The following is a 25,302-nucleotide window of genomic DNA, read 5'->3' on the forward strand; positions in this document are numbered from 1 at the left end:
CAATCTCTACGATCCCAAGGTGATCGCGCGCTACGGCATCGAATATTTCTCGATCGGCAGGATGGCGGCATGAGGGCGCCAACCAGACATCTTACTTCAACATGTCCGACAGGGCAGCTGTAGTTCCTATCGTTGTGGGCCGGAGCGCTTCTTCGGTGCGCAGCCCACGTTCTGCTCTCAATCCGGCACGGGATCCCTACTTCCAAGCGCCTCGAGCATCGTTGAGAAGATGCTGCCGACCTCCTCCGAGATCTCTTCCGATCGAATTCCAGCCTTTTTTGCGTCGCTGGTTAATCGCCTTGCAAGCTCTTGCGCTAAGATCGTGTCAGATGATGAATGATGCGGCAGATTGCTATCCATCCACTCCTGAAGGAATTTCAGGCCTCGTTCACTCACTGTAAAACCATTCCAGGGTTGTATCCATGATTACGTGCAATCAAGCTTGACCAGTTTTCCACGCTATAATTTGTCACCGCCGGGATCGTTCCCTATTCAAACTCGCATATGGCTCATATTGTCCGCGCATGGAACGACGGCACGCCATCCGGCGGGGAATGGACAGGCTTTGGGAGGTCTACGACGTAGGCGACCAAAAAGTTTTGCTCGTTGACGGAATTCCTTTGGCGCATTTGCGGGTCGAAGAAGCGCTGGACGCTCTGGACCTGCTAGAAGGCGGCTTCCTCGTTCCAAGTGACACTCCCCTGGTAGGGTGAAGTGATTGTCGACGGCCGTCCTTCGACGAATATCCCCAAACCGTTGCGACTCTCCTCTCCAACATAGCGCAACTAAACGCCTGGCTAGGTGAACCTCTTCACATGGCGGATGATCGGGTCCGCTGCGGCAACGCAGGCATATCCCGGTGTTGTTAGACCCAATGAGCTTTCACCTCCGACGCCCTCATTCATTTAGCCGATGCGCCGGCATGGCGGCGGTTCTAAGCGGGAGGATTGACGAGGTTAATTGCCGCGGCTTGAGAAAGCTCCAGCAGGCTCGATCGAAGGACTGACGCGTTTGCCGGCAACGGACACCTGCTCGCTGGTGGCGAGAATGACCTTTCCATTCGCGTTGGTGGGAATTGTTTTATTAGCTCTGCTGCCCGGCGCTATCCTCGATATGCTGGGCATGGGTTTCACGTTCAGTCACGACAAGCTCAATCATGCGGTCGCCTTCACGACTTTGGGGATCCTCGGCGGTCTCGGTTGGCCCAAGCAAAAATTGAGGCTGGTTGTATTCGTCCTTTTTGTAGGGGCGGCGATCGAGGTTCTTCAGGCCACCCCGCTGGTGGCGCGGGACATGGACATGTTCGACTGGATTGCTGATTTTGCAGGCGCGATCTGCGGACTGGCCATCGCCGCGTGGACAAACAGGATCGCCGGCGGAACTCGCTAAGTGCCGTCGATGCAAAACCGGTCGTATCGCCGGTCGTAGAGATTGCGGTATTTCCAAAGGACCGTCCGAAGGACAGCAACCGAGTCGATCGCGCGCTGCGCGCTGTAACTATCTTCAAAATTTTCTCAGTGGATATCGTGTAGCGAGTGGCTGAGCGCGACATGCCTTTTGGCAACACAGACCGTGGCGCTAGACGAGCCATTCAGAATGCAAATCTGCCCCGGCCCGCGCCGCGGCATCAGCTCTCCATGTCGCACGGCTGTTCTTTAGTCTGACGCCCCGCCGCCATGAGGCGGGCGCGAAATTTTTCGATGTACACCTCTAGCGTCGCCAGCATCATCAGAATGATCGATGAAATGGTTTGGGCGGGCGGCGATAACTGACGCTATCCATAGCGTGAGCCCGTCATGTCACCAGCCTACTCAGGATCGGAACTCGCGATTGAATATCCGCGGACGGATTCTCAATCGGCGGCAAATAACAAATGGACGAACGTCCCGGAATACGCTCTCGACCAAGGCGGCCCTGTCTTGCGCCCCTATCAGCGGATGGACGCTGATTATGCCGATGTCGCCATTGTCGATCATTTGAAAAATGTGGCCAGTCAGTATCCCGAAAAGCTGGCGATTACCGACGCAACCAACCGCTTCACTTATTCGGAACTCGTCTCGGCTGTCGAAGCACTGGCTAGCCGCATCCTCGCCATCACTCCCGCCGAAAACGCCGTCGGAATTCTCCTTGCGAATACGGCCTTCTTTCCTTTGGCGATGCTGGCGAGCATGGCCGCAGGGCGGCCTTTGGTACCCCTGAACACGAGGGATCCGGATACCAGGATCAATGCGATCGTGTCCGAGGCGCGGTTATCGACCATCATAGGGGATGGAGATGTCCGACCCACGGGCCTGCCGCGAACTGTCGGCTGGATAAATGTCTCGCCCCGCGGCGAACCGAAGAGCGATCGCGTTCCCCAGCTCCATCCGGTATCCGTGGATGCCCCCGCGATCGTCCTTTACACTTCGGGCAGTACAGGTCGGCCAAAAGGCATCGTTAACAGTCAACGCAGCCTGCTATGGCGTGTTCAGCAATATGTAAACGCCTGTCACATCAATGCGCAGGACGTATTTCTGCCTCTCACGGGACCGGCCACTATCGCTGGGTGTCGAGAGGTGCTCGCCGCCCTTCTTACCGGCGCCACATTGCATCTTCTTGAGGTCGAAGCCGTAGGCTTGCGCGCGGTTTTACACCGGATGCAAGCCGAGGGAGTGACTGTCACTTACCTGGTGCCGGCTCTCCTGCGGGCGCTTATGGCGAACAAATCAGAAGACGCATTCCGCAGTCTCAGGGTGGCTCGGATCGGCGGCGAAAAGGTTTCATGGTCTGACATCAAGCTGCTACGCGACGCCGTTTCAAGCAACTGCCTGGTGCAGATCGGCTACTCGTCAACCGAGACGACAGGATCACAATGGTTTGTACCGACCGATTGGCCGGAGCAGGCTGCCTCGGTTCCTGTTGGATGGCTCCTTCCAGGGATTAGTTTCGCGATCATCGACGAGCAAGGACGCCCGGTGCCGCCCGGCGGGACTGGAGAGCTTGTCATAAAAAGTCCGTATGTCTTGCTTGGCCATTGGGAGAACGGCGTCGTCGTGCCCGTGGCTGCAGACCCCGAGAACCCGTCCGTCCGCATCTTTGAAACGGGTGATCTCGTTCAACTGGACGACCATGGCCTGCTTCAGATCATGGGTCGCAAGGGACGTCAGATAAAAATCAATGGCCGACGCGTTGAACCCGCGGAGCTGGAGCGGGTTTTGCGTGGCGCGCCTTCCGTTGAGGACGCTGTAGCGATTGTGACGGCGTCAACGGAACTCATCGCCTTCGCCGTACCTCGCGGGCCGGCCACTTCCAACTTCGCGGACGATCTCCGCCATCTTGCGCGAACGACACTGCCGCCGCCTCTGTGCCCATTGAGACTGCACGCCATTGCCGAAATTCCACGCCTGCCGGGCGGGAAGGTCGACATGGCGAGGCTTGCCGAGTTGGACGGCGCAAGCGTGAGGCAGGACCGCATTGTCCAGGCTCCGAATACAGGACCCGAACGGACTATCCAGCAGATCGTGCAACGTGCCTGGACCAAGATTCTGAACACGCGCGTTGCCGCGGGACGTTGGGATGACGCCGGCGGCGATTCGCTGAAGCTGCTGCATTGTGTCATGGAGATCGAAAGCGTCCTCGGCCTGGAGATCGACCTTGAACCTTTCACCGTCGGAATGAATTTCGACGAAATGGTGAGGGCCGTCGCGGCCGCGAAAGCAGGTAACGAGCAGGCCAGCTCGCGCAAAGAGCATCCGCCAATTCTCTTCCTGCTCCCCGGGTCCGTCGGCTATGGCCCTAGCCTTGCCGCCTTCGCGGCCTCCATGGGTAGAACCGCCCGGGTTGTCCCGATCAGGTATCCCGCCTTGGCAATGATATTGCAGGGAAAAAACTCGGTCGCAGATATGGCCGAGGCCGCGCTCGACCAGATACGGCGCGCCCAGCCTGAAGGTAACGTACGACTTCTCGGCCATTCGCTTGGCGGCGTCGTTGCTTTTGAAGTTGCTTCAAGGCTGCTGGCTGTCGGGCGAAATGTGAAATTTCTGGGCATCCTCGACACCAGCCTGCTCGGTGAACGGAGCACTTACCGAGAGACGGTCGTCCGCACAATTCATCGAATCCGAACCAATCGTATTACCGCCTACAGAATGGCTTGCCGCGCCCTTGCAAAAGTCGTGGTCCGAATGGGCTACGAGATGCAACTGGCCCGCTTGCTTGATCGCTATGCCCAGGAGAAATTCAACGCGACCAGCTTCAGGGCCAAGCTGGAGCTTCAGGAAGTTTTGAGGGCCAAAGCGTTTTTTCAGTGGCTCCAGACGCCAAGACCCCGACTGCCGATCACGGGTACCCTATTTCGCTGCGCCCGTCCTGGAATGCCTCGCGCCATCGGGTGGGACAATGCTTTCGCAGACCTGGATGTGATCCCAATCATTGGCACCCACATCGACATGGTCTCAGAGCCTAACGTGGCCTTCAACCGACCGCTCATCGAGGCGGCCGTGGCCCGAACTTATCTGCCAGAAGAATCTCGCCAGGGGGAGGAACGGTCATCGACGTGATCTCCGGGTTTGGCAAGGATGCCCTGGTGCTCGACGCTCGTGCCGAGGTCGATCGCATCGTAGAAGCCTTGCGTCGACAGGTCTTTGGTGCACTCCGGCGCCGAGGCGTCGTTGTCGGCCTCTCTGGGGGCATCGACAGCTCCGTTGTCGCAGCACTCTGCGTCGGCGCGTTCGGGAAAGATAAGGTCCTCGGCCTATTCATGCCGGAATCCCATTCTTCCGGCGACTCGCTGCGGCTTGGCCGAACGGTTGCGTCGCAACTTGGTATCGATTCGATCGTTGAAGACATCACGCCTGCCCTGGAGGGCATCGGTGCCTATTCACGTCAGATCGAGGCGATACGGACCGTCGTTCCCGCCTACGGTCAAGGCTGGAAGTGCAAGCTGGTGATGGCGTCGGTTCTGGAAAGCAACGGCATCAACATTACCAGACTGACGGTCGAGGATCCGGATGGCAAAGTCGACACGGTCAGACTGCCACCCGCAACCTATCTGCAGATCGTCGCCGCCACCAACTACAAGCAACGCGTGCGAAAGATGACGGAGTATTATCACGCGGACCGTCTCAACTACGCGGTGGCAGGCACGCCAAACCGGCTGGAACACGACCAAGGCTTTTTCGTCAAACAGGGCGATGGAATCGCCGACGTGCTGCCGATCGTCCACCTCTACAAGACGCAAGTCTATCAACTTGCGGAGTATCTCGGGATAGACCCTGAGGTGCGGCGCAGGCCACCAACCACGGATACGTTCTCCATGGCGCAAAGCCAGGAGGAGTTCTATTTCGCATTGCCATATCACCTGACGGATTTGTGTCTCTATGGCCTGAACCACGGCATTTCTGCCAACGAGATCGCAGCGGTCGCCGGCCTCACTCCCGACCAGGTTCAGAAAGTCTTCAAGGACATTGAAAGCAAGCGGCGCGCAGCGCGTTATCTTCACGCGAGACCCCTGCCCGCCGTCGAGATGGACGAGGGCTGAGCGTGTGCGGCATAGCCGGAATCGTGGCACTGGACGCTACCGCGGCGCGGCCTTCGCGCGAGGCGCTTCTGCGCATGGCGGGGTCGCTCGTGCATCGCGGTCCGGACGAACACGGCCTCTACCGCGACAATCGCGCGGGGCTGGCCCACGCACGCCTTTCAATTGTCGACCTTTCGAATGGGCAACAGCCGCTTGCCGACACGAGCGGCAAGACCTGGATTGTCTTCAACGGCGAGATTTTCAATTACGTTGAGCTTCGCGAGAAGCTGGTCGCGCTCGGTCATCGCTTCCGCACCCGCAGCGACACCGAAGTGGCAGTTCATGCATATCGCGAATGGGGCGACTCCGCTTTTGAGCGGATGAACGGGCAATGGGCAATCGCGATCTGGGATTCGCTGGCCGGCCGCCTCGTGCTATCGCGCGATCGGTTCGGCATATGCCCCCTGCATTTTTGCGAGCACGCTGGGCGCCTCTATTTTTCCAGCGAAGTGAAGGCCATTTTCGCGGCCGACGCGGCTTTGCCGCGAGCCTTCGATCCAGCCGGCATTGATCAGACGTTCACTCTCTGGACGGTGGTCCCGCCGCAAGGCGTATTCAAAGGGGTCCGGGAACTCAAGCCTGGCCACATTCGGGTCTATGAGAACGGAACCGTTCGTGAGCAGGCATTCTGGAAACCCAGCTATCCGGAGGCGTTCGACGAACGCCATGAATTCCCGGGGTCGCTCGATGATGCCGTGGACGAAGTGCGCGAGGCTCTGCAGTCCGCGACGGCGCTGCGGATCGACCAGGCCGATGTGCCTGTTGGCTGCTACCTGTCTGGCGGACTCGACAGCTCGCTTGTCGCCATGATGGCAAGCCGCATCGCCGGCGACCGCTTCCAGACGTTTTCGCTGCGGTTTGCCGATGCTGAGTATGACGAGACCAGCTACCAGCGATTGGTGGCAGGCGCGACCGGCAGCGAGCACCACGAGGTGACGGTTTCTCGCAGCGATATCGCCGATGTCTTTCCGGAGGTGATCTACCACACCGAACGTCCGATCCTGAGGACCGCGCCGGCGCCACTGCTTCTGCTTTCAAGATTGGTACGCGAGCACGGAATCAAGGTCGTGCTGACGGGCGAAGGCGCGGATGAAATGTTCGCTGGCTACGACCTGTTCCGGGAAGGGAAGGTGCGCCGTTTCTGGGGGCATCAACCATCCTCGACGAGACGCGCGCGATTGCTGGAACGCCTGTATCCCTATCTCACTCGTTCCCCGGTGCATCAGCAAGCAATGGCGCGTCAGTTCTTCGGACATGATATCCATGCCCATGATGCGCCAGGCTTCGCACATGGTACCCGTTGGCGCACGACCAGCGCTCTCAAGCGGTTGTTTTCTGCCGACATGAAAGCCGAGACGGAACCGTACAACGCGGCCGCCGCGTTCCTTGCGCGCCTGCCCGACGAATTTTCGCGCTGGGACTCTCTAGCACAGGACCAGTATATCGAAATCCAGACTTTGATGTCCGGCTATCTGCTCTCCTCGCAGGGAGACCGAATGCTGATGGGCAACTCTGTCGAAGGGCGCTTCCCGTTCCTCGACGATGACGTTGTAAAACTCGCGAACTCGCTTCCAGCCAAATACAAGCTGCGCATTCTGGACGAGAAGCATGTGCTGAAGCGGGTGGCCGAGCCGATCCTGCCGCCGGAAATCATCGCCCGCAAGAAACAGCCCTACAGGGCGCCGAACGCTCAATGCTTCGTTGCCGACAATGCACCAGCCTATGTGCGCGAGGCACTTTCGGAAAGAGCGTTGCGCGACGCAAATGTCTTCGATGCGGAGTCGGTCGCGCGCCTGCTGGGCAAGTGTCGAGCCCGGACCGTGGACCAAGATCTTTCCAATTCCGACAACATGGCGCTGGTGGGCGTGCTCTCCACGCAGCTTCTTCACCAGCAGTTTATCGCAAGCCGCCCCATCGGCAGGCAGAAGATCGAGCTCAGCGTCGACGTTGACCATGAGATCAAGGAAGAGGTGTTGGCATGATGCAGGGAGCCATACCGCTGTTGCACGACTATCTCAGGCACTCGGCCGACCGGCTGGGTGACAAGGTGGCGCTGGTCTGCGGCGGGCAACGCGTGACCTATGCCGAGATCGAGACTCGTGCCAACAACGTTGCGCAACACCTGGCTGACGCTGGCGTGACGCGCGGCGATCGCGTGATGATCTTCGCCGACAACACCGTCGAGACGGTCGTCAGCTTCTGGGCCGTGCTCAAGGCGAATGCCGTGGTGTGCATCGTCAATCCGCTGACCAAGAGCGACAAGCTTCATTACCTGCTCAACGATTGCCTGCCAGCCGCGCTGATAACGGACAACCATCTGACCTCGGTCTTCAGTGAGCCGGCCCGCAACTGCCCGTCACTGCGCCGGATGATTGTCTCCGGGCCTATAGATGACGCCGAGTTGATGCAACTGCCTCATGCGGTTCGCTGGGATGTTGCGATTGCCGGCAACGGGGAGGCACCGGCGCGCCGATGCATCGACATTGATCTCGCCGCCATAATCTACACGTCAGGTTCTACCGGCGAGCCCAAGGGCGTGATGCTGACGCACACAAACATGATGGCGGCTTGCACCTCGATCGCATCGTATCTTGAGCTCGGCGAAGACGAAGTGATCCTCAATGTCCTGCCCTTGGCATTCGATTACGGCCTGTACCAGATGATCATGGCGTTCCGCACTGGCGCCCGTCTGGTGCTTGAACGCTCGTTTGCTTTTGCTGCGCAGATCCTTGGACTGATCAAGCAAGAACGGGTCACAGGTTTCCCCGGCGTGCCTACTATTTTTGCGGCGCTCTCGGAGCTCAAATCGCTGAAGGATCAGGATTTTTCGAGCATTCGCTATGTTACGAATACCGCGGCCGCCCTGCCGTTGAAGCATATTCTCATGCTCCAGGACCTTTTTCCGAGCGCGCGCATCTATTCAATGTACGGGCTCACCGAGTGCAAGCGTTGCACCTACCTGCCGCCAGAGGACCTTGAACGAAAGCCGTCGAGCGTCGGGATAGCCATCCCGAACACGGAAATGTGGATCGTCGACGACGACGACAAGCGGGTCGGCCCCGACGTCGTCGGCCAGCTCGTCATCCGCGGCGCGACCGTGATGAAGGGCTACTGGGGCAAGCCAGAGGCGACCGCAAGGAAGCTTAAACCTGGTCCTCTGCCCGGTGAACAGGTCCTCTACACCGGCGACTACTGTCGGATCGACGCGGAAGGGTACCTTTATTTCGTAGGTCGTGGCGATGAGATCATCAAATCCCGTGGCGAGAAGGTCGCGCCCAAAGAGGTTGAGAACGCGCTTGTTGGCATTCCAGGGGTGCGGGAGGCCGCCGTGATAGGCGTTCCGGACGAACTTCTTGGGCAGGCGGTGAAGGCGTTCGTCGTGATGGAGCAAGGAAAGTCCATCGACGAGAAACAACTGCAGAAGGAATGTCAGAGGCGCCTGGAAAATTTCATGGTCCCAAAATCAATTGTCATTGTACCCAGCCTGCCGATGACAGATACGGGAAAACTTAAGAAGACGGCTTTGTCATGAGGCGTTTTCCGCGAGACTTGGCGTCAATTTTCTTGTTTTAACCGGGGAAGCAAAATGTTGTCCAGCGAAGACAGGATAGAGACTTACAGCGAGAAAATTCGGGGGTTTCTGGCGTCCAACTTCTATGTTGCTGACGCTGAGGCTCTGGAAAACAATACGTCACTGCTCGACCAAGGTATCGTCGACTCGACGGGAGTCCTGGAGGTCATCGGATTCATTGAGGAAACCTTTGGCATTGTCGTCGAAGACAGCGAGCTTCTGCCTGAGAACCTCGATTCCATCCAAGGGATTGCACAATACGTCATCCGAAAAAAGAACTGATCATAGCTGTCTCCCGAACGACAGCATTGGGAAAAGCGGGTTGTCGTGAGCCAAGAAATCAGCGTCGAGGATGCCTACAGCAAAGGGCGCACCATCTTCATGGGGCTGGAGTTGCTCGTGGCACCTGGCGCGCTTGTGCCACGCCCGGAGACGGAACTGCTGGGCACAGCCGCCCTCGGCGCCTTGGATCAGTTGAGGACTGCAGAACCCCGCGTTATCGATATGTGCTGCGGCGCCGGCAATCTGGCATGCGCCATAGCGCACTATGCCCCCACCGCGCGGATCTGGGCGAGCGACCTAACGGATGGGTGCGTTAAAGCCGCGCGCCGCAACGTCGACCATCATGGATTGGCAGGGCGCGTTTCGGTGCTGCAGGGCGACCTGTTTGAGCCTCTCTCCGGCCCGGAACTTGTCGGCAGGATCGACATGATCGTCTGCAACCCGCCATACATCTCGGAAAAGCGGCTCGAGGGCGACCGCTCTCACTTGACCGAGCTCGAGCCGCGCGAGGCGTTTGCGGCTGGCCCTTACGGTCTGAGCATCCACATGCGGGTGATAAGAGACGCGCCGCAATACCTGCGGCCAGGTGGCATGCTGCTGTTCGAGGTTGGCCTTGGCCAGGACCGGCAAGTCGTGAGTCTGCTCAACCGCGCAAAGGCCTACGAGAATATTGGCACGATCTCGAACGAAGCTGGCGAGGGCCGTGTCGTTGTCGCCCATATGAAGAACCCCGATGAACCACGCGCGTCGAATGTCTGATCAGGTCACTTTCCTCATCCAACAGACACCAAAACGTGATCCGACAAAGGGCAGACCCCGTCGACCTTCAAATGGTCAATAAACGCTCGCTTTCCAGGGTCGGTTATCCCCAGCTTGTTCGTGGCGATTCACGATTTAGCGTCTGAGCGTCACGATTTTGCTGCATTTTGATAAAATTTGACGAATGTTAGCTTGATGTAATGTTCGGGGTGGGCGGGTCACAACGAAAGGTAAGATCTTGTCCTACGCTGACAGCGTCCACGAGGCCGTGCGACAATCTCGAGTGAGAGATCGCGCGTCGTGAGGGAACATCGTACGCAACATTTGCTCTCAGCCATGTCGGGTTGTTGGTCCGGGCTGGTTGGCATTGGTCTCTTTTCGGCGGTGATAAATATTCTAGCCCTGACCGGCTCCGTCTACATGCTGCAGGTGTATGACCGTGTGCTTCCCTCGCAGAGCGTTCCGACGCTCGTGGGATTTACGGTCGGCATGCTGGGCCTCTACGCCATATACGGGCTGCTCGATTTCGTGCGGCTTCGCTTGCTGGTTCGAATCGGCAATCGCCTGTACAGAAATCTGCAGCACAAGGCCTTCACCATATCGCTGTCGGTACCCCTGGTCGCCGGGCAGGAGGCGAACCGGGTGCAGCCGCTTCGCGACCTGGACCAGCTGCGCGGCTTTCTCTCCGGCCTGGGGCCGACCGTTTTTTTCGACGCCCCGTGGATGCCGTTTTACATGGTGGTCATCTACCTGTTGCACCCTTCCCTTGGGCTACTGGCAACCGTCGGCGCCGTTGTTGTCGTGCTTTTGACCGTGGTCGCAGAAATTGCCGGCCGCGGCCCCGCGGCCCGAACTTCCGAAACACTGGTTGCGCAACGCATCCTTGCCGATGCGGGCCGCCGCAACGCGGAAGTCGTTCAGGCGATGGGTCTCTCCGCCAGGCTTGGCCGACGCTGGGGAGAAGTCAGCCACGCCTATCTCAAGAACCAGGAACGGCTCTCCGACATCGTGGGCGGAACCGGATCATTGTCGAAGACACTCAGGATGGCCTTGCAATCGAGTGTACTCGGGCTGGGCGCTTATCTGGTGATCGGGGGGGACGCTTCCCCGGGTGTGATCATCGCATCTTCGATATTGCTTGGCCGCTCTTTGGCGCCGGTCGACGCCGCGATCGCAAACTGGAGAGGATTTCTGGCCGCACGCCGAAGCTACTCCGACTTGACTGCAGCGCTGGATGCTTTCGGTAGCCAAAGCGCTCCCATGGAGCTTCCCAGCCCGCGGGGGCAACTCTCCGTCGAGGAATTGACGATAGCCCCTCCAGGCGCACAACGGCCGACGGTTCTCAATGTAAGCTTTCGCCTGGCGAGCGGCGCTGGGATGGCAGTCGTCGGCCCTAGCGGTTCCGGGAAGACAACGCTGGTGCGTGCCCTGGTCGGAGTATGGAAGCCAATTCGGGGAACGGTTCGATTGGACGACGCTGCTCTCGATCAGTGGAGTTCGGAACTGCTCGGTGCTCATATCGGCTATTTGCCGCAGGATGTCGAACTGTTCGACGGAACGGTTGCCGACAACATTTCGAGATTTGGTGGCCAGAGCGACCCAAAAGGCGTCATGGCAGCCGCTCGAGCGGCTGGTGTCGACAAGATGATCATGCGATTGCCTCAAGGATTCCAAACACGAATCGGCGAAGGCGGGACGGCCCTGTCGGCCGGGCAGAGGCAACTGGTCGGATTGGCCAGGGCACTTTACGGCGATCCGTTTCTCGTCGTGCTCGACGAACCGAATTCCAACTTGGATTCAGACGGCGATGTTGCGTTGGCGGGGGCGATCCTGGCGGTGCGCCAGCGTGGCGGTATCGTGATCGTCGTGGCGCATCGCCCTTCTGCGCTCGTCAATATTGATCAGGTATTGGTCATGTCGAACGGGATGGTCCACGCATTTGGCCCGCGAGAAGATGTTCTCTCAAATGTCGTCCGCCCCTTCCCCCAGCCGGCAGTCGTTCCGCTGCAAAAAAATGCCGGTAACGCTTGAGGTCCTATTCCGTGTCTGACGCGACGATTTCCTATGCTCGTGTCAACGACGCAAGTCGTTGGCTCGGAACCAGGCTGATCAATGATCCGGATGGCATCCGCGCCAACCTGGTTCTGGGCTTGGCAACCACCGCCTTTCTGCTCGTTGGCGGAGGGACGTGGTTGGGACTAACCAAGATCGCCGGCGCTGTGATCGCGCCAGCGACCGTTGTGGTCGAAAGCAGTGTAAAGAAGGTCCAGCATCGGACCGGCGGCACCATCGGTGGAATCTTCGCCCAGGATGGTGATCATGTGCGTGCCGGCGCCGTGTTGGTCAGGCTTGACGACACGCTCACACGCTCAAACCTGCAGATTGTCAGTGAAGATCTCGACCGAGTCACCATCCGCCTGGCCAGGCTCGAGGCAGAGCGGCAAGGGCTGCCGGAAATGCAGGTTCCTCCCAGTCTGCGCGTGAGGATGAGCGACCCGCGGGTGGCTGCTCTTGTCAATGGAGAACGTGCCTTGTTTGAAAGCCGGGCTACGGCATTGGCTGGCCAAAAGGCGCAGTTGCAGAGCCGCTCGATGCAACTTCGACATCAGATTGACGGTCTCAAGGCTCAGCTTGCCGCGACGAATGACTCCTTGGATCTCCTTACCCGCAGCCTTGCCGACGTCCAAGCTCTTTACTCCAAGAAATTGGTGTCCAAGGAGCGACTGAGCAATGTCAGCCTGGAAGAGGCTCGTGCTCGCGGTGAGTCGGGGCGACTTGTTGCAGCAATCGCGGAGGTGCAAGCCCACATCAGTGAAACGGACTTGCAGGTGCTTCAGCTCGACGAGCAGATGCGCAGCGACGTGACAAGCGAGCTCCGCGAAAACGAAGCGAAGCGCACAGAGCTCGAAGAGCGCAAGATAGTGGCCGACGACGAGCTCGCAAGGACGGATATCCGATCTCCCCAGACCGGGACGGTACAAGAATCCTCTATCCACACCGTCGGAGGCGTAGTTGGACCGGGAGAGGTGCTCATGGTGGTTGTGCCCGACACCGACAACCTTGTCGTGGATGCGCTCATTCCGCCGACCCGGATGGATGATGTCCAGCCCGGGCAGCGGGTATCAATCCGCTTTCCCTCTTTCGACGTCGGAACCACACCTGTCTGCGAGGGTTCGGTGAAGCGTATCTCTGCAGATCTGATCAAGGATCAGGAACGCCAGCTTTCCTATTTTTCGGCTCGCATCCACGTCGACAACCAGGCCACCTGCCTGAAGGGTGAGAAAATCCTAAAGCCAGGCATGCCTGCCGAAGTTCACATAAGCACCGAGGAGCGCAGCGTCTGGTCGTATTTGCTTAAGCCATTGACCGATCAGATTTCCCGGGCCTTCAAGCAATAGCGGGATCGCAAACGCGGCCCCCTACTGGCTTGCTGCACGTCCTAGATCGCTGCTGAACCTCACCTCGATCGTATCTCCCGGAAGCACTTCTGAATCTTCTTCGACGAGTTGTTTGCGCCATTCTTCACCAATCTTGCGCACGATGGTGATCTGGGTCTGAATGGCTTCTCCGCTTACCGGCAGCGGCAGAGCGGACGCGCCAGCGGGTTGTAATTTCTGGCTGGTGGCGTGGAGCCTTGCGGTGGTGTCGGCAAGACGGACATCGGTATCTTTCAACTCGGTCAGCAAGCCGATCCTTCGCAGGTTTTCATTGCGCTCGCGTTGCCTGAGATAATCTTCCTGCTGGCGTCGCGCCCGCATGAGCTCGACCGATGTCTGAAGCTGCCCATTGGAAGAGAGTAGCGCGGAGCGCCTGACGTCAGACAGCCTGGCGTTGGTCAGATTGCCCGCTTGAAACAATTTCGTCACCCGAGCCAGGTCATCCTCATCCGCCTTGACCCCGTCGCTCTCGACCTGCTGGCGCTTGGTCAGAACGTCGATCTGCGCCGCGGCATCCTTTGCGCCCTGATCAACGTAGCTTTGTTCCTGCTGGAAGTTATCGAGAGAGATCTTCAGCGCCTCTCTTTCGGCGTCGGCAATGGCCGAGCTGAAGGCGGCAGACAATGGCGACCCTTGGGGGGGCTTGGTATCGAAACTTGGCTGATCCTGCAGTTCGGCGCGAATGCGAGCACTGTGGTAATAGTCGCGGGTGTATTCCCCCCAAAGCGATTCATAGTCGCGCTGCAGATCAACCGGGTCAGGACCGGTCTGATTTACGCGTGAGCGCAGAAGGCTGAGACCGCCAGACACAGCAATCGCCTGTCTCACCGTCATGAGAGGCCGATATGCCTGCTGGCCGGGAGTGAGCACCTCGCCAGTCACGTAGATCGGGCGATATTCCGCGACTATCGCGGTCACGTCGCCAGGTTGGACAACGATCATCTGCTCTCGCCCATCGGGCAAACGCTGCTGAAATATCTTGGTAGGCAAGATCGTTTCCATGCGGGCCTGCAGCTCGGCAGGCGTCAGACCGCCGATGGATATCTTCCCGACTTGGGGAAGCGCGATCGTACCGTCCATCTGGATTACCGCACGTTGAGTTCGTTCCGGTATCGAAGAGATTCCTATTTCGACGATGTCGCCGGGGGAGAGATGGTAGGCTGGCCGGTCGTTCGCCGCGGAGGCAGCATCAACCGCAGCCAGCACACCTATCGCTGCAAGAAGATTTCGGTTCATGAATGCCATCGGTGACATCTCCATTCAGTTCGACTTCGCCTCTTCCGACCAGTCGACGCGGGTGACGAAATCATAAACAGGTCCGCCGGGCACACCCCAGTTGCTGGACCAGATTACCTGCGAGCCATCGGGCGATGGCGAGGCATGGGTCTCGCTGCGGTAGTCGAAATCAACGCTGCGCGTTTGCGCTATGCGCCGAACCTCTCCGCTGCCATCGAGGCGCAGCGCGATAACCTCTCGTGCATAGGGTGCCATTTCCGGACGGGCCGAAACCACATTCGGGTCGCCGCCGTAGCTCAGGAACACCCAGCCAGGTTTGTTCAAAGCACGCAGAGAAGCATGCGAGGCCTCGCCGTATTTCATAAGCGAAGTTACTTTCCCGTCAGACAGCCGGCGTTTGATCACCTGATAGCTGTCCGGATAGGATTTGCTGATGCCGACGTAGATCTCGCTCCCATCGGCGTCGACCGTCATGTCGCCATGCCCCGGCCGATGATGCTCTGTCCACTGCTGGCCTGGAGCGCCGTCGATCGAAAAAATAAACGACTGTTCGGTGCCGTCCGCGAGTGCCTGGATGCAGAGAATGTTTTCGCCCAGAGGAGAGATCGAACAGTTCTCATTTACCCCAGCAAGCCGCCCAAGTGCAATATCGGCGAACTTGCTATGCTGCTTGAGATCGTACGCGAAGACGACCTCGGCACCGTCCGATCGAAGTGCACGCACTGCCAGGCGATTACCGTCTCGGCTCGGGTTACCTTTGCCTGGTCCGAAGTGCAGATCCCGATAGTCCTTTGAATCGAACAGCACATCCTCGTGATTGGTCCGCGGCGCCCAGGTCGATATTCGCTGGCCTCGAACGCAGATCATCAGATCCGCATTTTGGGGATGCCACTCACATTCCCCCGATCGATCGCGCATCAGCAGCGGTAGGAATGTGCGTCCGTCGAAAAAGCACATCCCGTTGCAGCCGTTGGTTATAACGAGAAGGCTCTGGTCCGCATTCCAGGCTTGGGCGCTGGAATAACGGTGGCTGCAATAATCTTTTATACACGCGACCCCATTTCCAAGCGGCCCGGATTTTGTGATTCGGGTGAATGTTTCCCCAAACGCGGGATCGACCGTAGGACGCAGATAGTCGGGCAACTGCATCGCCGGCGTCGCAACAAAGTGCGTTGACGTATTGCCCGCCTGGCTTGCGGCAGCATGCGGACCAAGGCACGCGACAGCGAAGATCATCGACAACGCATGTCGGCGACGACAAGTCATGTCATGTAGCCCATTTCCCGGCGCACCCGCCCCTCGCTGAGACGCGCTTTCCACCACGATATGGTGCGCTCCAACCCATCTCGCAGATTGGTACGGGCTCGCCACCCGGTCTGCGTTTCGAATTGCGTCGAGTCTGCAAGCAACGCGCGAACCTCGGAGTTCTGTGGGCGCAAGCGGCTTTCATCTCGATAGACAGGCTTCTTCGATCCGCTCAACTCGACCACCAGGTCCAGGACTTCCGCGATCGTCGCGGCACGCTGGCTTCCGGCATTGTAGGCATGGCCGAATTTGAGTTCCGCCACGCCTGCGGTCAGGAATGCTGCCGCCGTGTCTTCAACAAAGGTTAGATCGCGGATAGGGCTCGTATCCCCGACCATGATAGCCGAACAGTTCTTGTCGAGGGCCTGCCTGATTATGGTCGGCACTATCGCCCTCTCGCTCTGGCGTGGGCCGTAGGTATTGAATGGCCGCAGAGTTACGACGGGAACGTCAAATGACCTGGCGTAGGCTTCGGCCATCATGTCGGCACCGATCTTCGATGCCGAATATGGAGACTGGCCCTGCAGCGGATGAGATTCCTTGATAGGCATGGTCAGCGCCGTGCCGTAAACCTCGCTGGTCGAGGTGTGCACGACGCGTTCGGTGTCCCACTGACGCGCTGCCTCGAGAACATTCATCGTGCCCATGACATTGGTTTCTACGTATGACTGGGCAGCCGCATACGAATATGGAATCGCGATGAGAGCAGCCAGATGAAAAACCACAGCTTGGCCGCGCATGATCCTGTTCAGGAACGCGCTGTCGCGCACGTCGCCACGCACGGATTTCAGGTGGGCTCGGATGTTGTCCGGCAAATCGTCAAGCCAGCCGTGACTGTCGAACGAATTGTAGAGCGCCAATGCTGTGACATCCGCTCCATTGCGGACCAGCGCCTCGGTGAGATGCGATCCGATAAATCCATCGGCGCCCGTGACCAGTACCTTTTTGCCTTTGTAGTCCATGACCAATCGTCCCTCTTGCCATGTCCACTCTGACGGTGACACTCACCGGAGTGTCAGCCCGAATGCGCTTTAGTCGCGATCGGCGACGGCGGTACCCGGCCTACAACGGCTAGAAAACCGCGAGCCATCCAGACGGCGTCAGCCACCAGAGTTCGCTGCGGATAATAGGAAAGGTCGATCCTGGCCTTGGCGGGAAACAGGGTCTCGCGATAGTACTGCACCGGATCCGTGAACTTCGGATAGAAATTCGCTTCGTTGCGGAAGAGAACCTGGCTCGGACCGAGTAAGCCAGGCTTGTACTGCAAAACAGCCTCGGCGCCGCCGTGGAAACAGTCGGCGAACGCCAGGCTCTCCGGCCGCGGTCCGATGATTGCCATGTCGCCTATGATCACATTCCACAGTTGCGGCAATTCATCGAACTTTGTCGCGGCGAGCACGCGCCCTATCGTTGTCATGCGCTTGTCGTCGGCGACCGTCAGCGCGAGGCCGTGGGGATCGCATCGCACATCGAACTTGCGGAACTTGTACATGCGAAAAGGCTGAGCCCCGGCGCCCAGGCGGGTTTGTGCAAACAAAACCGGCCTACCGCCCTCGGCCAGAAGGGCGATGGCGATCAGCAGCATCAGTGGAGCAAACAAGACCGCAGCAACGCTCGCAATGGCAATGTCGATCAAACGCCGCGCAGACCCGTGGGCCGAGACTGCAACGAAGCGTCGGTGGAGGGATTGATCTGTCGCATTCATGCGGCCGTTCCTGCTTTGGTACAGCCGTTCACCGCAGTTGCCAGAGCCTCCACAACCGCTTCGACCACCGCTGAGGTCATCTGCGGGTGAAGTGGAATCGTCAACTCCCGCTGAGCAAAGTCTTCTGTTCGCGGCAATTGGGTCCCGGGAAAAAGCTCGCTGTACAACGTCATCCGGTGCACGGGCGGATAGTGGATCGTTGTTTGGATTCCCTGGTTGCGCAGTTCGTCGATAACGGCTTGCCTGTCGGCATATCGCGGTAAAAGTATCGGCATGATGTGGTGCGCCGATCGCCGCGATTCACTGAATGGAACGATTATTGCCGGGCAGTGCATTGCGATGAGTCGCCGATAAAGGACGACGAGGATACGCCTTACTTCGTTCCATTCTTGCAAGTTTCCTAACTGGACAAGTCCGATTGCGGCCCGCATCTCGTCCATACGATAATTGAACCCAAGCATGGTGACGTCATACTGCGGCGTGCGGCTGTTCAGCCGCTGGTGTGTGCCGGTGGTCATCCCGTGCCCGCGCGCTTGGCGAATCCTTTCGAGCAGTTCATGGTCTTGGGCGATTACGGCGCCGCCCTCGGCGGTTGTCATGTTCTTGTTGCCGTAGAAGCTGAAGGCCGCGGCAACGCCGAAGGTCCCTACTTCTCTCAAGCCAGGAGCATGCGCCGCGTCTTCAATGATGTGCAGTCCCCGAACACGAGCGAACCTTTGCCATTGTTCTCGATTGGCCAGATACCCGGCGAAGTGAACGAGAATAATGGCCTTCGTTCGCGGCGTGCATCGAGCCTCGGCTTCCGCAAGCGACATCAACGGCAAGTCGGCTGACTCAATATCGACAAAGACGGGAGTTGCACCGACATAGAGCACTGAGTTCGCGGTCGCCACGAAAGTTAGCGACGGAACCAGCACCTCATCGCCCGGACCAATGCCAAGTCCGTGCAAAATGAGATGAAGCGCCGCGGTACAGGAACTCACCGCAACGCAATCGTCCGCGCCATGCATGCGGGCAAACGACTCTTCGAACAATCGAACCTGCTCGCCCATGGTCAACCAGCTGCTATCAATGACCTTTGATAGAGCCGCCTTCTCCGGAACACCCAAAATCGGGGCACTGACCAAGAGCATGGTGACCTCACTCCCAAATCATCATTCGTGTTTGAGTTTCTCGCCGTTTGTCAGGCAGCCGCTGCCGCGACTTCGATCGAAGCCGACTGCTCTTCCCAGGAAATGGCTTGAGCATTCTGGAAATCGTCGACGCGGCCGATATCGAGCCAGAGTCCCTCATGCTTGTAGACATGGACGACCGTGCCTTGCTGCATCATCTGCAGCATCAGGTCGTCGAATCCGAATGGAATGCCGGAGGGAATAAAACTCAGAACATCCGGATTCATGCAGTAGATGCCCATGCTAACGAGATGAGAAAGCGTCGGCTTCTCGCGGAACATCTGCACTGCATTGTCGACTTCGTCGATGACGCCGAAATCCATCTTTATAAGACGGTTGGCGGTAGCGATGGTCACCGGATCCTTGTGCTTGCGGTGGGCAGCTGTGAATCGGCTGAGGCTAAGATCGGTGAGAACGTCGCCGTTCAGCACGATAAAGGGTTCGGTTAGTTCATCTCGGATAAGCGACAGTGGCCCGATGGTGCCCAGCGGCTCCATCTCCTGAGTGTACCGTATTTTCAGGTTCCATTGCGAACCATCACCGCACACGCTGCGGATGAGATGGCCGAGATACCCGGTCGTGATGTAGACCTCTTCAATGCCATTGCGTCGCAGCCACTTGAGAAGCAGCTCGAGCACCGGCCGGGCACCAATTGGCATCAGCGGCTTCGGCAACACCGACGTAAAGGGACGAAGTCGTGTTCCCATCCCACCGCATTGAATAACCGCTTTCATCCGATCCTCCATAGTTCAACGCCGCTTCAATGGTTGGTGCGTGGGTAGACGTGTTCAGACCTCTTCCGACTATGGGTCGGATAGAAAAGTCGCCACGTGTCCGTCCCGAGCATCTTATGAAGAACGGTAAGTGAGCGTTCGAAGGATGTCGTCGTGCAATCGAATGGCACCAATCCATTGCCTCCGCAGGTTCAGCGACTAGGCCGGTCCGCCCTGTCCGCCGCGAGGCACGATGGCACCGAATATGCCGACCTACATCTGCAAAATTGCTTGGCCACGAGACCTTCAAATGCCCCAGTGCGGACTTCAGAATCCACCTGCTGGAATTTACGTCTCGCTACTGCTCAAACAGCTGATGTCACATGGAATTTGGTAGTTGGCCATAGACGCGCCTGATCGCGATGTTGGCTTTCTGACAAAGGCAGAGACGGTGCGATTCAAGCCGGTTGAACGTTCCTCGGAAAAAAAAAGAGATTTTTCCGCCATAGAGGAATATATTAGCAATACGGCGCGCAAGTGGTGCGGATTTCTGGGCGTTCGACGAGTGGTTGGCCACCGCCAAGGCCATTCCCCGATTGATCGTTTAGCCGCATTAGGCGTTTCAGGGCCCGCTTTGTAGGGCCTGCGTTGGGGTGGAATGCAAATGTATCGAGTCGTCATTGCGGACGATCACGGTCTGTATCGTCGTGGGCTGAGTTTGGCGCTCAAGGCCGAGCTCCCGGAACTGGAAATATTCGAAGCTGGATGTTTTGATGCCGCTGCCAGTGTCCTGGCTCAGCGGGACATCCATCTTGCCATTCTGGATCTGAACATGCCGGGACTGTTCAACCAGCAAGTGCTCGGCGACGTTTTGTCAGCGTATCCGGACACCCGTTTTGCAATCGTTTCCGGCAATGATTCACGAGCGGAAATATTGAAAGCCCTGTCGATCGGGCTGCACGGCTACATCGTGAAATCTCAGACGGACCAAGAAGTGGTGTCGGCAGTGCGCGAGATTCTGGCAGGCCGCATCTATGTGCCGGCGCTGTTGTCTCGACCTTCCGGGGGTCCCGGGTCACACGCACCCCAATCGGCGAGGGCATGGACCCAACGGCGGATGGGAGCGGCCAGCCTTAGCAAGCTGACTTCAAGGCAACGTGACGTGCTCAAGCTGATGGCGGAAGGCTTTTCAAACAAGGAGATAGCTCGCGATTTGGACATTTCCGAAGCAACGACAAAAATTCACGCCGCTGCGGTAATGCGTGAGCTGGGAGTACGCAACCGCACCGAGGCAGCCGTCGCGCTACAAAACTGGCGTTCGAAATATATCGACTAGGGCGCGATTTCACGTCGAGACAGCCGCAGCGAGTATCGTAGACCGCCTTCAAATATTTCCAGCTTCGAGGCATGGCCGATAAGCGGCGCGGTGTTGACGCCCAATATCATCGAACCAATGCCATGGCCGATGTTCTTGGCCTTCCTGCGTCTTCCCGATTCTATCCAATCGAAGACGACGTCATCGCTTTCTCCACTATCGGCCCATCTAACCTCAAGGCGCCCTCGGGAACCGCCAAGCGCGCCGTGTTTGACAGAGTTCGTCGTAAGCTCGTGAACAACCATTGCGAAGGTTTCGGCAGCGCCGCTTGACATCATGACGTCAGGGCCATGGGTCTTTATCTTTCGCGTTTCCATGTAGGGCAACAGTTCCTGGACCACGAGATCCCGGAGCAATACCGAACTGTCGGTGCGACCGGAGATCATCATATGCGTGACTTCAAGCGCTCGTATCCGATCGATTAGGTCCTCCTTGAACTTCATGACATTGTTCGCCGGAGCACCAACCATTTTGACCAGCGCTATCACGACCGCGAAAAGATTGCTGAATCGATGGCGCTGTTCGATCAAAATACGATCCCGTCTCCTGACCGTGGCGCGCAAAAGCGTGGTCTGCCGACGTTCAGTCAGGTCAGCTGCTATCCCGATCAGCAGCTGCTGATCATGATACCGCTCCTCCCGTCCGCGCAGAGCGACCCAACGAATAGGTCCATCCGGACGTCGCACCCTTATCTCAACGTCGTAATTCGTGGTCGCGCCGGATTCTTTGGGGAGTGCAAGCTTTGGCCAGTCCGCGGGATAGACGACTGCAGCTAGCTCGTCTATCGGCCGGCTGGTGGCGCGCGGCAGGCCTAAGATTTCCCAAAATTTGTCGGAACCCGTGACGACGCCGCTTTGGAGGTCGACTTGCCAGGTTCCCAACCGCCCCGCCGAAAGCGCCAGATCAAGCCGTTCCTTCTGGACCCGGATCGCTTCGCGCGCCGTCCGTCTTTCCGAGATATCATCGACAACGATGATCGCGCTCTCTGAAAGGAGGCCGTCGGAACGGTACGACGATAGGTTCAGGCGAGCCCAGAATGTGGACCCGTCCTTCTTCTTCAATCGGGCTTCCATATCGAATGGCATCGCGGACTTGCCTTGATCGGCAAGCGCTTCAACAACGCTATCGCGATCATCGGGATGAACAAGCTGCGCAAGCGGAAATTGAGCAAGCTCAGCTTCGGTATATCCCGTCAGCTCACAAAGACGTTTGTTGGATTGCAGAAGCTCGCCTTTTTCATTCGTGTTCGCAAAGCCGAGGGCCGCACGCTCGAACACCGAACGGAAGCGGCTCTCGGTGGCCTCGACGGCGGCCAGTCGAGTTTCGGCGACCTTCAGGGCCTCGCTAAGGTCCTGCCGCAAGCGGTGGAACATGAAGGCGATCATGAAGCCGGAAACCAGGAGAAAGATTGCTCGCGGCCAGTCCTCTGCAGGAATCGAACCGCGCAGAAGTCGTTCGGCCCCGAGGCTGGCGGCGACTGTCACGAGAGTTGCAATGATTGCACCGCGACGGCCAACAAGATATGCAGCGACAATTATAGCTGGAATAGATGATATGAAGGTTGCTTCAGTTTCCGTCTGAATTAAGTTTGTTATTACGAATATTAGCGTGAAAACTAGCACCAACATGGAAGCCATGTGAGCTAGCGAGATGCCCTTCAAGGCCGAAACCGTTCTACGCAGATGCAGCCCCATACCTCACAGACTACAACTTTCGGATTAGTCCGTCGAGCCTAGAACTCCACCGCCTGATCTAATACCACTGCCGGATTGCGGCCCTCAAATCCAAGCTTACTATCATTTACGAAGAGCGTCCGGTTCGCCTGGACTCTTTGTAAGAGAGCATGAAGAAACCGATGCAAGCCTCTGAGATCAAAGATTTTTGGCAGAGAAATCTGTCTTGGAGTCAAGCGTAACGATTGGAGATCTTAGCGGTTTTCGGCCAACAGGGGTGGGAAGGCAATGTCTTTCATTGATAGGCACAACGATACCGTTGCGAATAAGCGCCATATTGAATTGAGCACTGCTTACGGCGGTGTCGCTCGCCTGGCACGCTACACGTCGGACAGGCAGGGCACAGCATGCGCGTCAAAGCGTCGGAGCCTGGAATCCGTCACCGGCATGCTGGACCGCATTGGCTGTGGCTTCCTGGTCCTCAATCGCGAGAAAAAGGTGGTGGAGTGGAACATTGCCGCTCAAAGCACCTTTGAACGACAGGGTGAGACGGCCGGCACGGCTCCGGAGCTTACGGCTGCGCTGAGGCGGCTGGTCGCGAACGTTCCAACCAACTTCCTGCCAGGTTCGTTGTCGTGGGTGGTGATCCGCACCACTGACGATCGGCCGGTGATACTCAATGAGGGCGGGGTGATTGCGCCCGACGGAACAAGTATCGTCGCGTTGTTAGACCGGGAGACCCGGTCCTCGGCTAATCCGCAGACATTGCAAAAGATGTTCGGCCTCACGAGCGCTGAAACTCAGCTTGCCATGAGGTTAGCTCAAGGGGACGCACCATTGGAAATCGCCCGCAGCTGGCATCTCAGCCGCACCACGATCCGGTCCCAGCTTGCCTCGCTTTTTGCCAAAACAGAAACCAAGCGCCAGGGTGAGCTGGTAGCTCTGCTCGGACGAATTTCCGTATTGCCGTGATAATGCCGCCTCGACCGCGAGGCGGCGCGTATCCGGTATGTTGGTTTGGCATTGCGTCTGTGCGAGCGCGTTCCTGCCTGATCCAGATATAAGCCGACGATCTCGATGCAAAAATTTCGAAGCGGGGCAATTCGTCATGGCCGGACATAATTCCAAGACCGCGGGCGTGCTTGACGCACAACCTGACAAATCCAGTTCAACAGGAACGAAAGCCGGTCGATCCAGTCCGGACATGGCGGTTATGCAGCTGGCACGAAAAGGTCCTGTCGTAGTCACCGGCGCCGCAGGCTTCATCGGGTTTCATGTGGCGTCGCGGCTTTTGCGTCACGGTGCGCGGGTCATAGGCGTGGATAATTTCACGCCCTACTACGATCTAAAGCTCAAGGAAGCGCGTTTTGCGCACCTCTGCGCCGAGCCAGGTTTCACTCCAATGCGTATGGATCTGGCGGATCGATTGTTGGTGCAAGCTTTGTTCTCCGACTTTCAACCATCGTATGTCGTCCACCTGGCTGCGCAGGCGGGCGTGCGTTACTCCCTTGTCGACCCGCATGCCTATGTTCATTCCAACATCGTGGCGTTTCTCAATGTTCTTGAGGGTTGCCGGCACTTCGACATCAAGCATCTGGTCTACGCTTCGTCCAGTTCGGTTTACGGCGCCAACCAAACCATACCTTTTTCCGAACATGGCGGCGCTAACCATCCAATAAGCTTCTATGCCGCCACCAAGCGCTCGAATGAAGCCATGGCGCATTCCTATAGTCATCTATTTCGCTTGCCGGTGACAGGATTGCGGTTCTTCACCGTCTACGGACCATGGGGCAGGCCCGACATGGCTGTCTACGCGTTTACCCACGCCATCGCCGAGGGACGCGTGATCGAGGTGTCCAATGCCGGCCGTGTCTGGCGAGATTTTACCTACATCGACGATATCGTCGAAGGGGTGGTTCGAATACTCGCAACGCCACCGTGTGCCGACCAGAATTGGGACGGTCACGCGGCTGATCCAGCCACCAGCTCAGCCCCATATCGCCTGTACAACATTGGCAATGACCGGCCAGAGGAGATCAATAGGCTAATCGCGATTATAGAGACAGCCGTAGGTCGCAAAGCTCTCAGGAGGGATGTGCCTTTGCCTCCAGGTGATGTTCTCGAGACGCGCGCCGATGTAGGCGATCTTCGCCGGGCCGTAGACTTCGCGCCGGCGACCACGCTCCAGGATGGCGTTGCCCGTTTTGTCGAATGGTATCGACACTTTCATGGAAGCGCGACGGACCCTGAGACGGAGCAACAAACGCTCGTGTCAGCGTAGATTGCCGGCAGTTCGCGCTGCTCACTCAGACCCGCGCGATCGGCTCACTGGCGTCGCCTGAAGGTGCGGCCCCTCTCAACGCGCTCGCCTCGCTGATCGGCAAGAACGAGGCATTCTCTGCGTCTCTTTCGTTTGGCGTTTCATCGAGACGCCGATACGCAAGCCCGCCAATCCGTACGTACCTTGATGCCTGCGTTAGAATGGATCACATCGCGCCAGCCGGGGTCTGTCGCCGGTCA

At 58.1% G+C, this 25,302-nt stretch carries 20 protein-coding genes; 12 read left to right on the top strand and 8 right to left on the bottom strand.

The genetic code is table 11. The annotated features are described in order from the left end of the window. Window positions 1-177: 177 nt before the first annotated feature. The gene (locus LB535_RS00005; RefSeq protein WP_095768678.1) at window positions 178-360 is read right to left on the bottom strand and encodes a DUF768 domain-containing protein; all 183 of its coding nucleotides are present in this window, start codon (window positions 358-360) and stop codon (window positions 178-180) included. Between the two features lie 600 nt (window positions 361-960). Here LB535_RS00005 and LB535_RS00010 point away from each other — a divergent pair. From LB535_RS00010 to LB535_RS00050, 9 genes are all read left to right on the top strand, one after another. Next, on the top strand, window positions 961-1,389 hold the full coding sequence (locus tag LB535_RS00010; RefSeq protein WP_224630744.1) for a hypothetical protein: 429 nt from the start codon (window positions 961-963) through the stop codon (window positions 1,387-1,389). A gap of 407 nt (window positions 1,390-1,796) precedes the next feature. After that, window positions 1,797-4,535 (top strand): non-ribosomal peptide synthetase, encoded by a 2,739-nt coding sequence (locus tag LB535_RS00015; protein WP_224630745.1) that lies wholly within the window; start codon window positions 1,797-1,799, stop codon window positions 4,533-4,535. Then, window positions 4,532-5,515 carry an NAD(+) synthase gene (gene nadE / locus LB535_RS00020; protein ID WP_224548567.1) on the top strand — a complete coding sequence of 328 codons (984 nt, stop codon included), beginning with the start codon at window positions 4,532-4,534 and terminating at the stop codon, window positions 5,513-5,515. Before LB535_RS00015 ends, nadE begins: the two co-directional genes overlap by 4 nt. A gap of 2 nt (window positions 5,516-5,517) precedes the next feature. Continuing rightward, window positions 5,518-7,536 carry an asparagine synthase (glutamine-hydrolyzing) gene (gene asnB, locus LB535_RS00025; protein WP_224625619.1) on the top strand — a complete coding sequence of 673 codons (2,019 nt, stop codon included), beginning with the start codon at window positions 5,518-5,520 and terminating at the stop codon, window positions 7,534-7,536. Beyond that, a complete protein-coding gene (locus LB535_RS00030; RefSeq protein ID WP_224630746.1) occupies window positions 7,533-9,086 on the top strand; it encodes a class I adenylate-forming enzyme family protein in 1,554 nt (517 codons plus the stop codon). The genes asnB and LB535_RS00030 overlap by 4 nt, the downstream gene beginning before the upstream one ends. A gap of 54 nt (window positions 9,087-9,140) precedes the next feature. Continuing rightward, on the top strand, window positions 9,141-9,407 hold the full coding sequence (locus LB535_RS00035; RefSeq protein ID WP_095768673.1) for an acyl carrier protein: 267 nt from the start codon (window positions 9,141-9,143) through the stop codon (window positions 9,405-9,407). 45 nt (window positions 9,408-9,452) lie between these two features. Then, window positions 9,453-10,166: a N5-glutamine methyltransferase family protein gene (locus LB535_RS00040; protein ID WP_140545345.1), complete on the top strand. Its 714-nt coding sequence runs from the start codon at window positions 9,453-9,455 to the stop codon at window positions 10,164-10,166. 336 nt (window positions 10,167-10,502) lie between these two features. Continuing rightward, entirely contained in the window at window positions 10,503-12,197 is a 1,695-nt protein-coding gene (locus LB535_RS00045; protein WP_224523343.1) for a type I secretion system permease/ATPase, read from the top strand. Window positions 12,198-12,208: 11 nt separating this feature from the next. After that, entirely contained in the window at window positions 12,209-13,564 is a 1,356-nt protein-coding gene (locus LB535_RS00050; protein WP_224522968.1) for an HlyD family type I secretion periplasmic adaptor subunit, read from the top strand. A 21-nt stretch (window positions 13,565-13,585) separates the two neighbouring features. Here the strand turns inward: LB535_RS00050 and LB535_RS00055 are convergent, their stop codons facing one another. The 6 genes from LB535_RS00055 to LB535_RS00080 are packed head-to-tail and all read right to left on the bottom strand — an operon-like array spanning window position 13,586 to window position 19,755. Beyond that, window positions 13,586-14,848, bottom strand: a complete 1,263-nt coding sequence (locus LB535_RS00055) for a polysaccharide biosynthesis/export family protein (RefSeq protein ID WP_224600663.1) — start codon at window positions 14,846-14,848, stop codon at window positions 13,586-13,588. Window positions 14,849-14,863: 15 nt separating this feature from the next. Next, on the bottom strand, window positions 14,864-16,075 hold the full coding sequence (locus LB535_RS00060; RefSeq protein ID WP_224630747.1) for a hypothetical protein: 1,212 nt from the start codon (window positions 16,073-16,075) through the stop codon (window positions 14,864-14,866). Between the two features lie 26 nt (window positions 16,076-16,101). Further along, window positions 16,102-17,106, bottom strand: coding sequence for an SDR family NAD(P)-dependent oxidoreductase (locus LB535_RS00065; RefSeq protein ID WP_140839031.1), 1,005 nt, complete (start codon window positions 17,104-17,106; stop codon window positions 16,102-16,104). A gap of 53 nt (window positions 17,107-17,159) precedes the next feature. Then, the gene (locus LB535_RS00070; RefSeq protein WP_224600661.1) at window positions 17,160-17,849 is read right to left on the bottom strand and encodes a sugar transferase; all 690 of its coding nucleotides are present in this window, start codon (window positions 17,847-17,849) and stop codon (window positions 17,160-17,162) included. Then, entirely contained in the window at window positions 17,846-18,982 is a 1,137-nt protein-coding gene (locus tag LB535_RS00075) for a DegT/DnrJ/EryC1/StrS family aminotransferase (RefSeq protein WP_224600660.1), read from the bottom strand. Before LB535_RS00075 ends, LB535_RS00070 begins: the two co-directional genes overlap by 4 nt. A 50-nt stretch (window positions 18,983-19,032) precedes the next feature. Further along, the gene (locus tag LB535_RS00080; RefSeq protein WP_095768666.1) at window positions 19,033-19,755 is read right to left on the bottom strand and encodes an NDP-sugar synthase; all 723 of its coding nucleotides are present in this window, start codon (window positions 19,753-19,755) and stop codon (window positions 19,033-19,035) included. Between the two features lie 643 nt (window positions 19,756-20,398). Here LB535_RS00080 and LB535_RS00085 point away from each other — a divergent pair. After that, a complete protein-coding gene (locus LB535_RS00085; RefSeq protein ID WP_095768696.1) occupies window positions 20,399-21,070 on the top strand; it encodes a LuxR C-terminal-related transcriptional regulator in 672 nt (223 codons plus the stop codon). Here LB535_RS00085 and LB535_RS00090 read toward each other — a convergent pair. After that, window positions 21,067-22,494 (bottom strand): sensor histidine kinase, encoded by a 1,428-nt coding sequence (locus LB535_RS00090; protein WP_224630748.1) that lies wholly within the window; start codon window positions 22,492-22,494, stop codon window positions 21,067-21,069. The genes LB535_RS00085 and LB535_RS00090 overlap by 4 nt on opposite strands. 576 nt (window positions 22,495-23,070) lie before the next feature. Here LB535_RS00090 and LB535_RS00095 point away from each other — a divergent pair. Both LB535_RS00095 and LB535_RS00100 read left to right on the top strand, forming a co-directional pair. Then, window positions 23,071-23,754 (top strand): helix-turn-helix transcriptional regulator, encoded by a 684-nt coding sequence (locus tag LB535_RS00095; protein ID WP_224522975.1) that lies wholly within the window; start codon window positions 23,071-23,073, stop codon window positions 23,752-23,754. A gap of 241 nt (window positions 23,755-23,995) precedes the next feature. Further along, complete coding sequence (locus LB535_RS00100; RefSeq protein ID WP_224523344.1) at window positions 23,996-25,063, top strand: NAD-dependent epimerase/dehydratase family protein; 1,068 nt, start codon at window positions 23,996-23,998, stop codon at window positions 25,061-25,063. The last annotated feature ends 239 nt before the right edge of the window (window positions 25,064-25,302 follow it).

Origin of the sequence: Mesorhizobium sp. CA10 (genome assembly GCF_020165285.1) — a bacterium.
Lineage (GTDB): Bacteria > Pseudomonadota > Alphaproteobacteria > Rhizobiales > Rhizobiaceae > Mesorhizobium.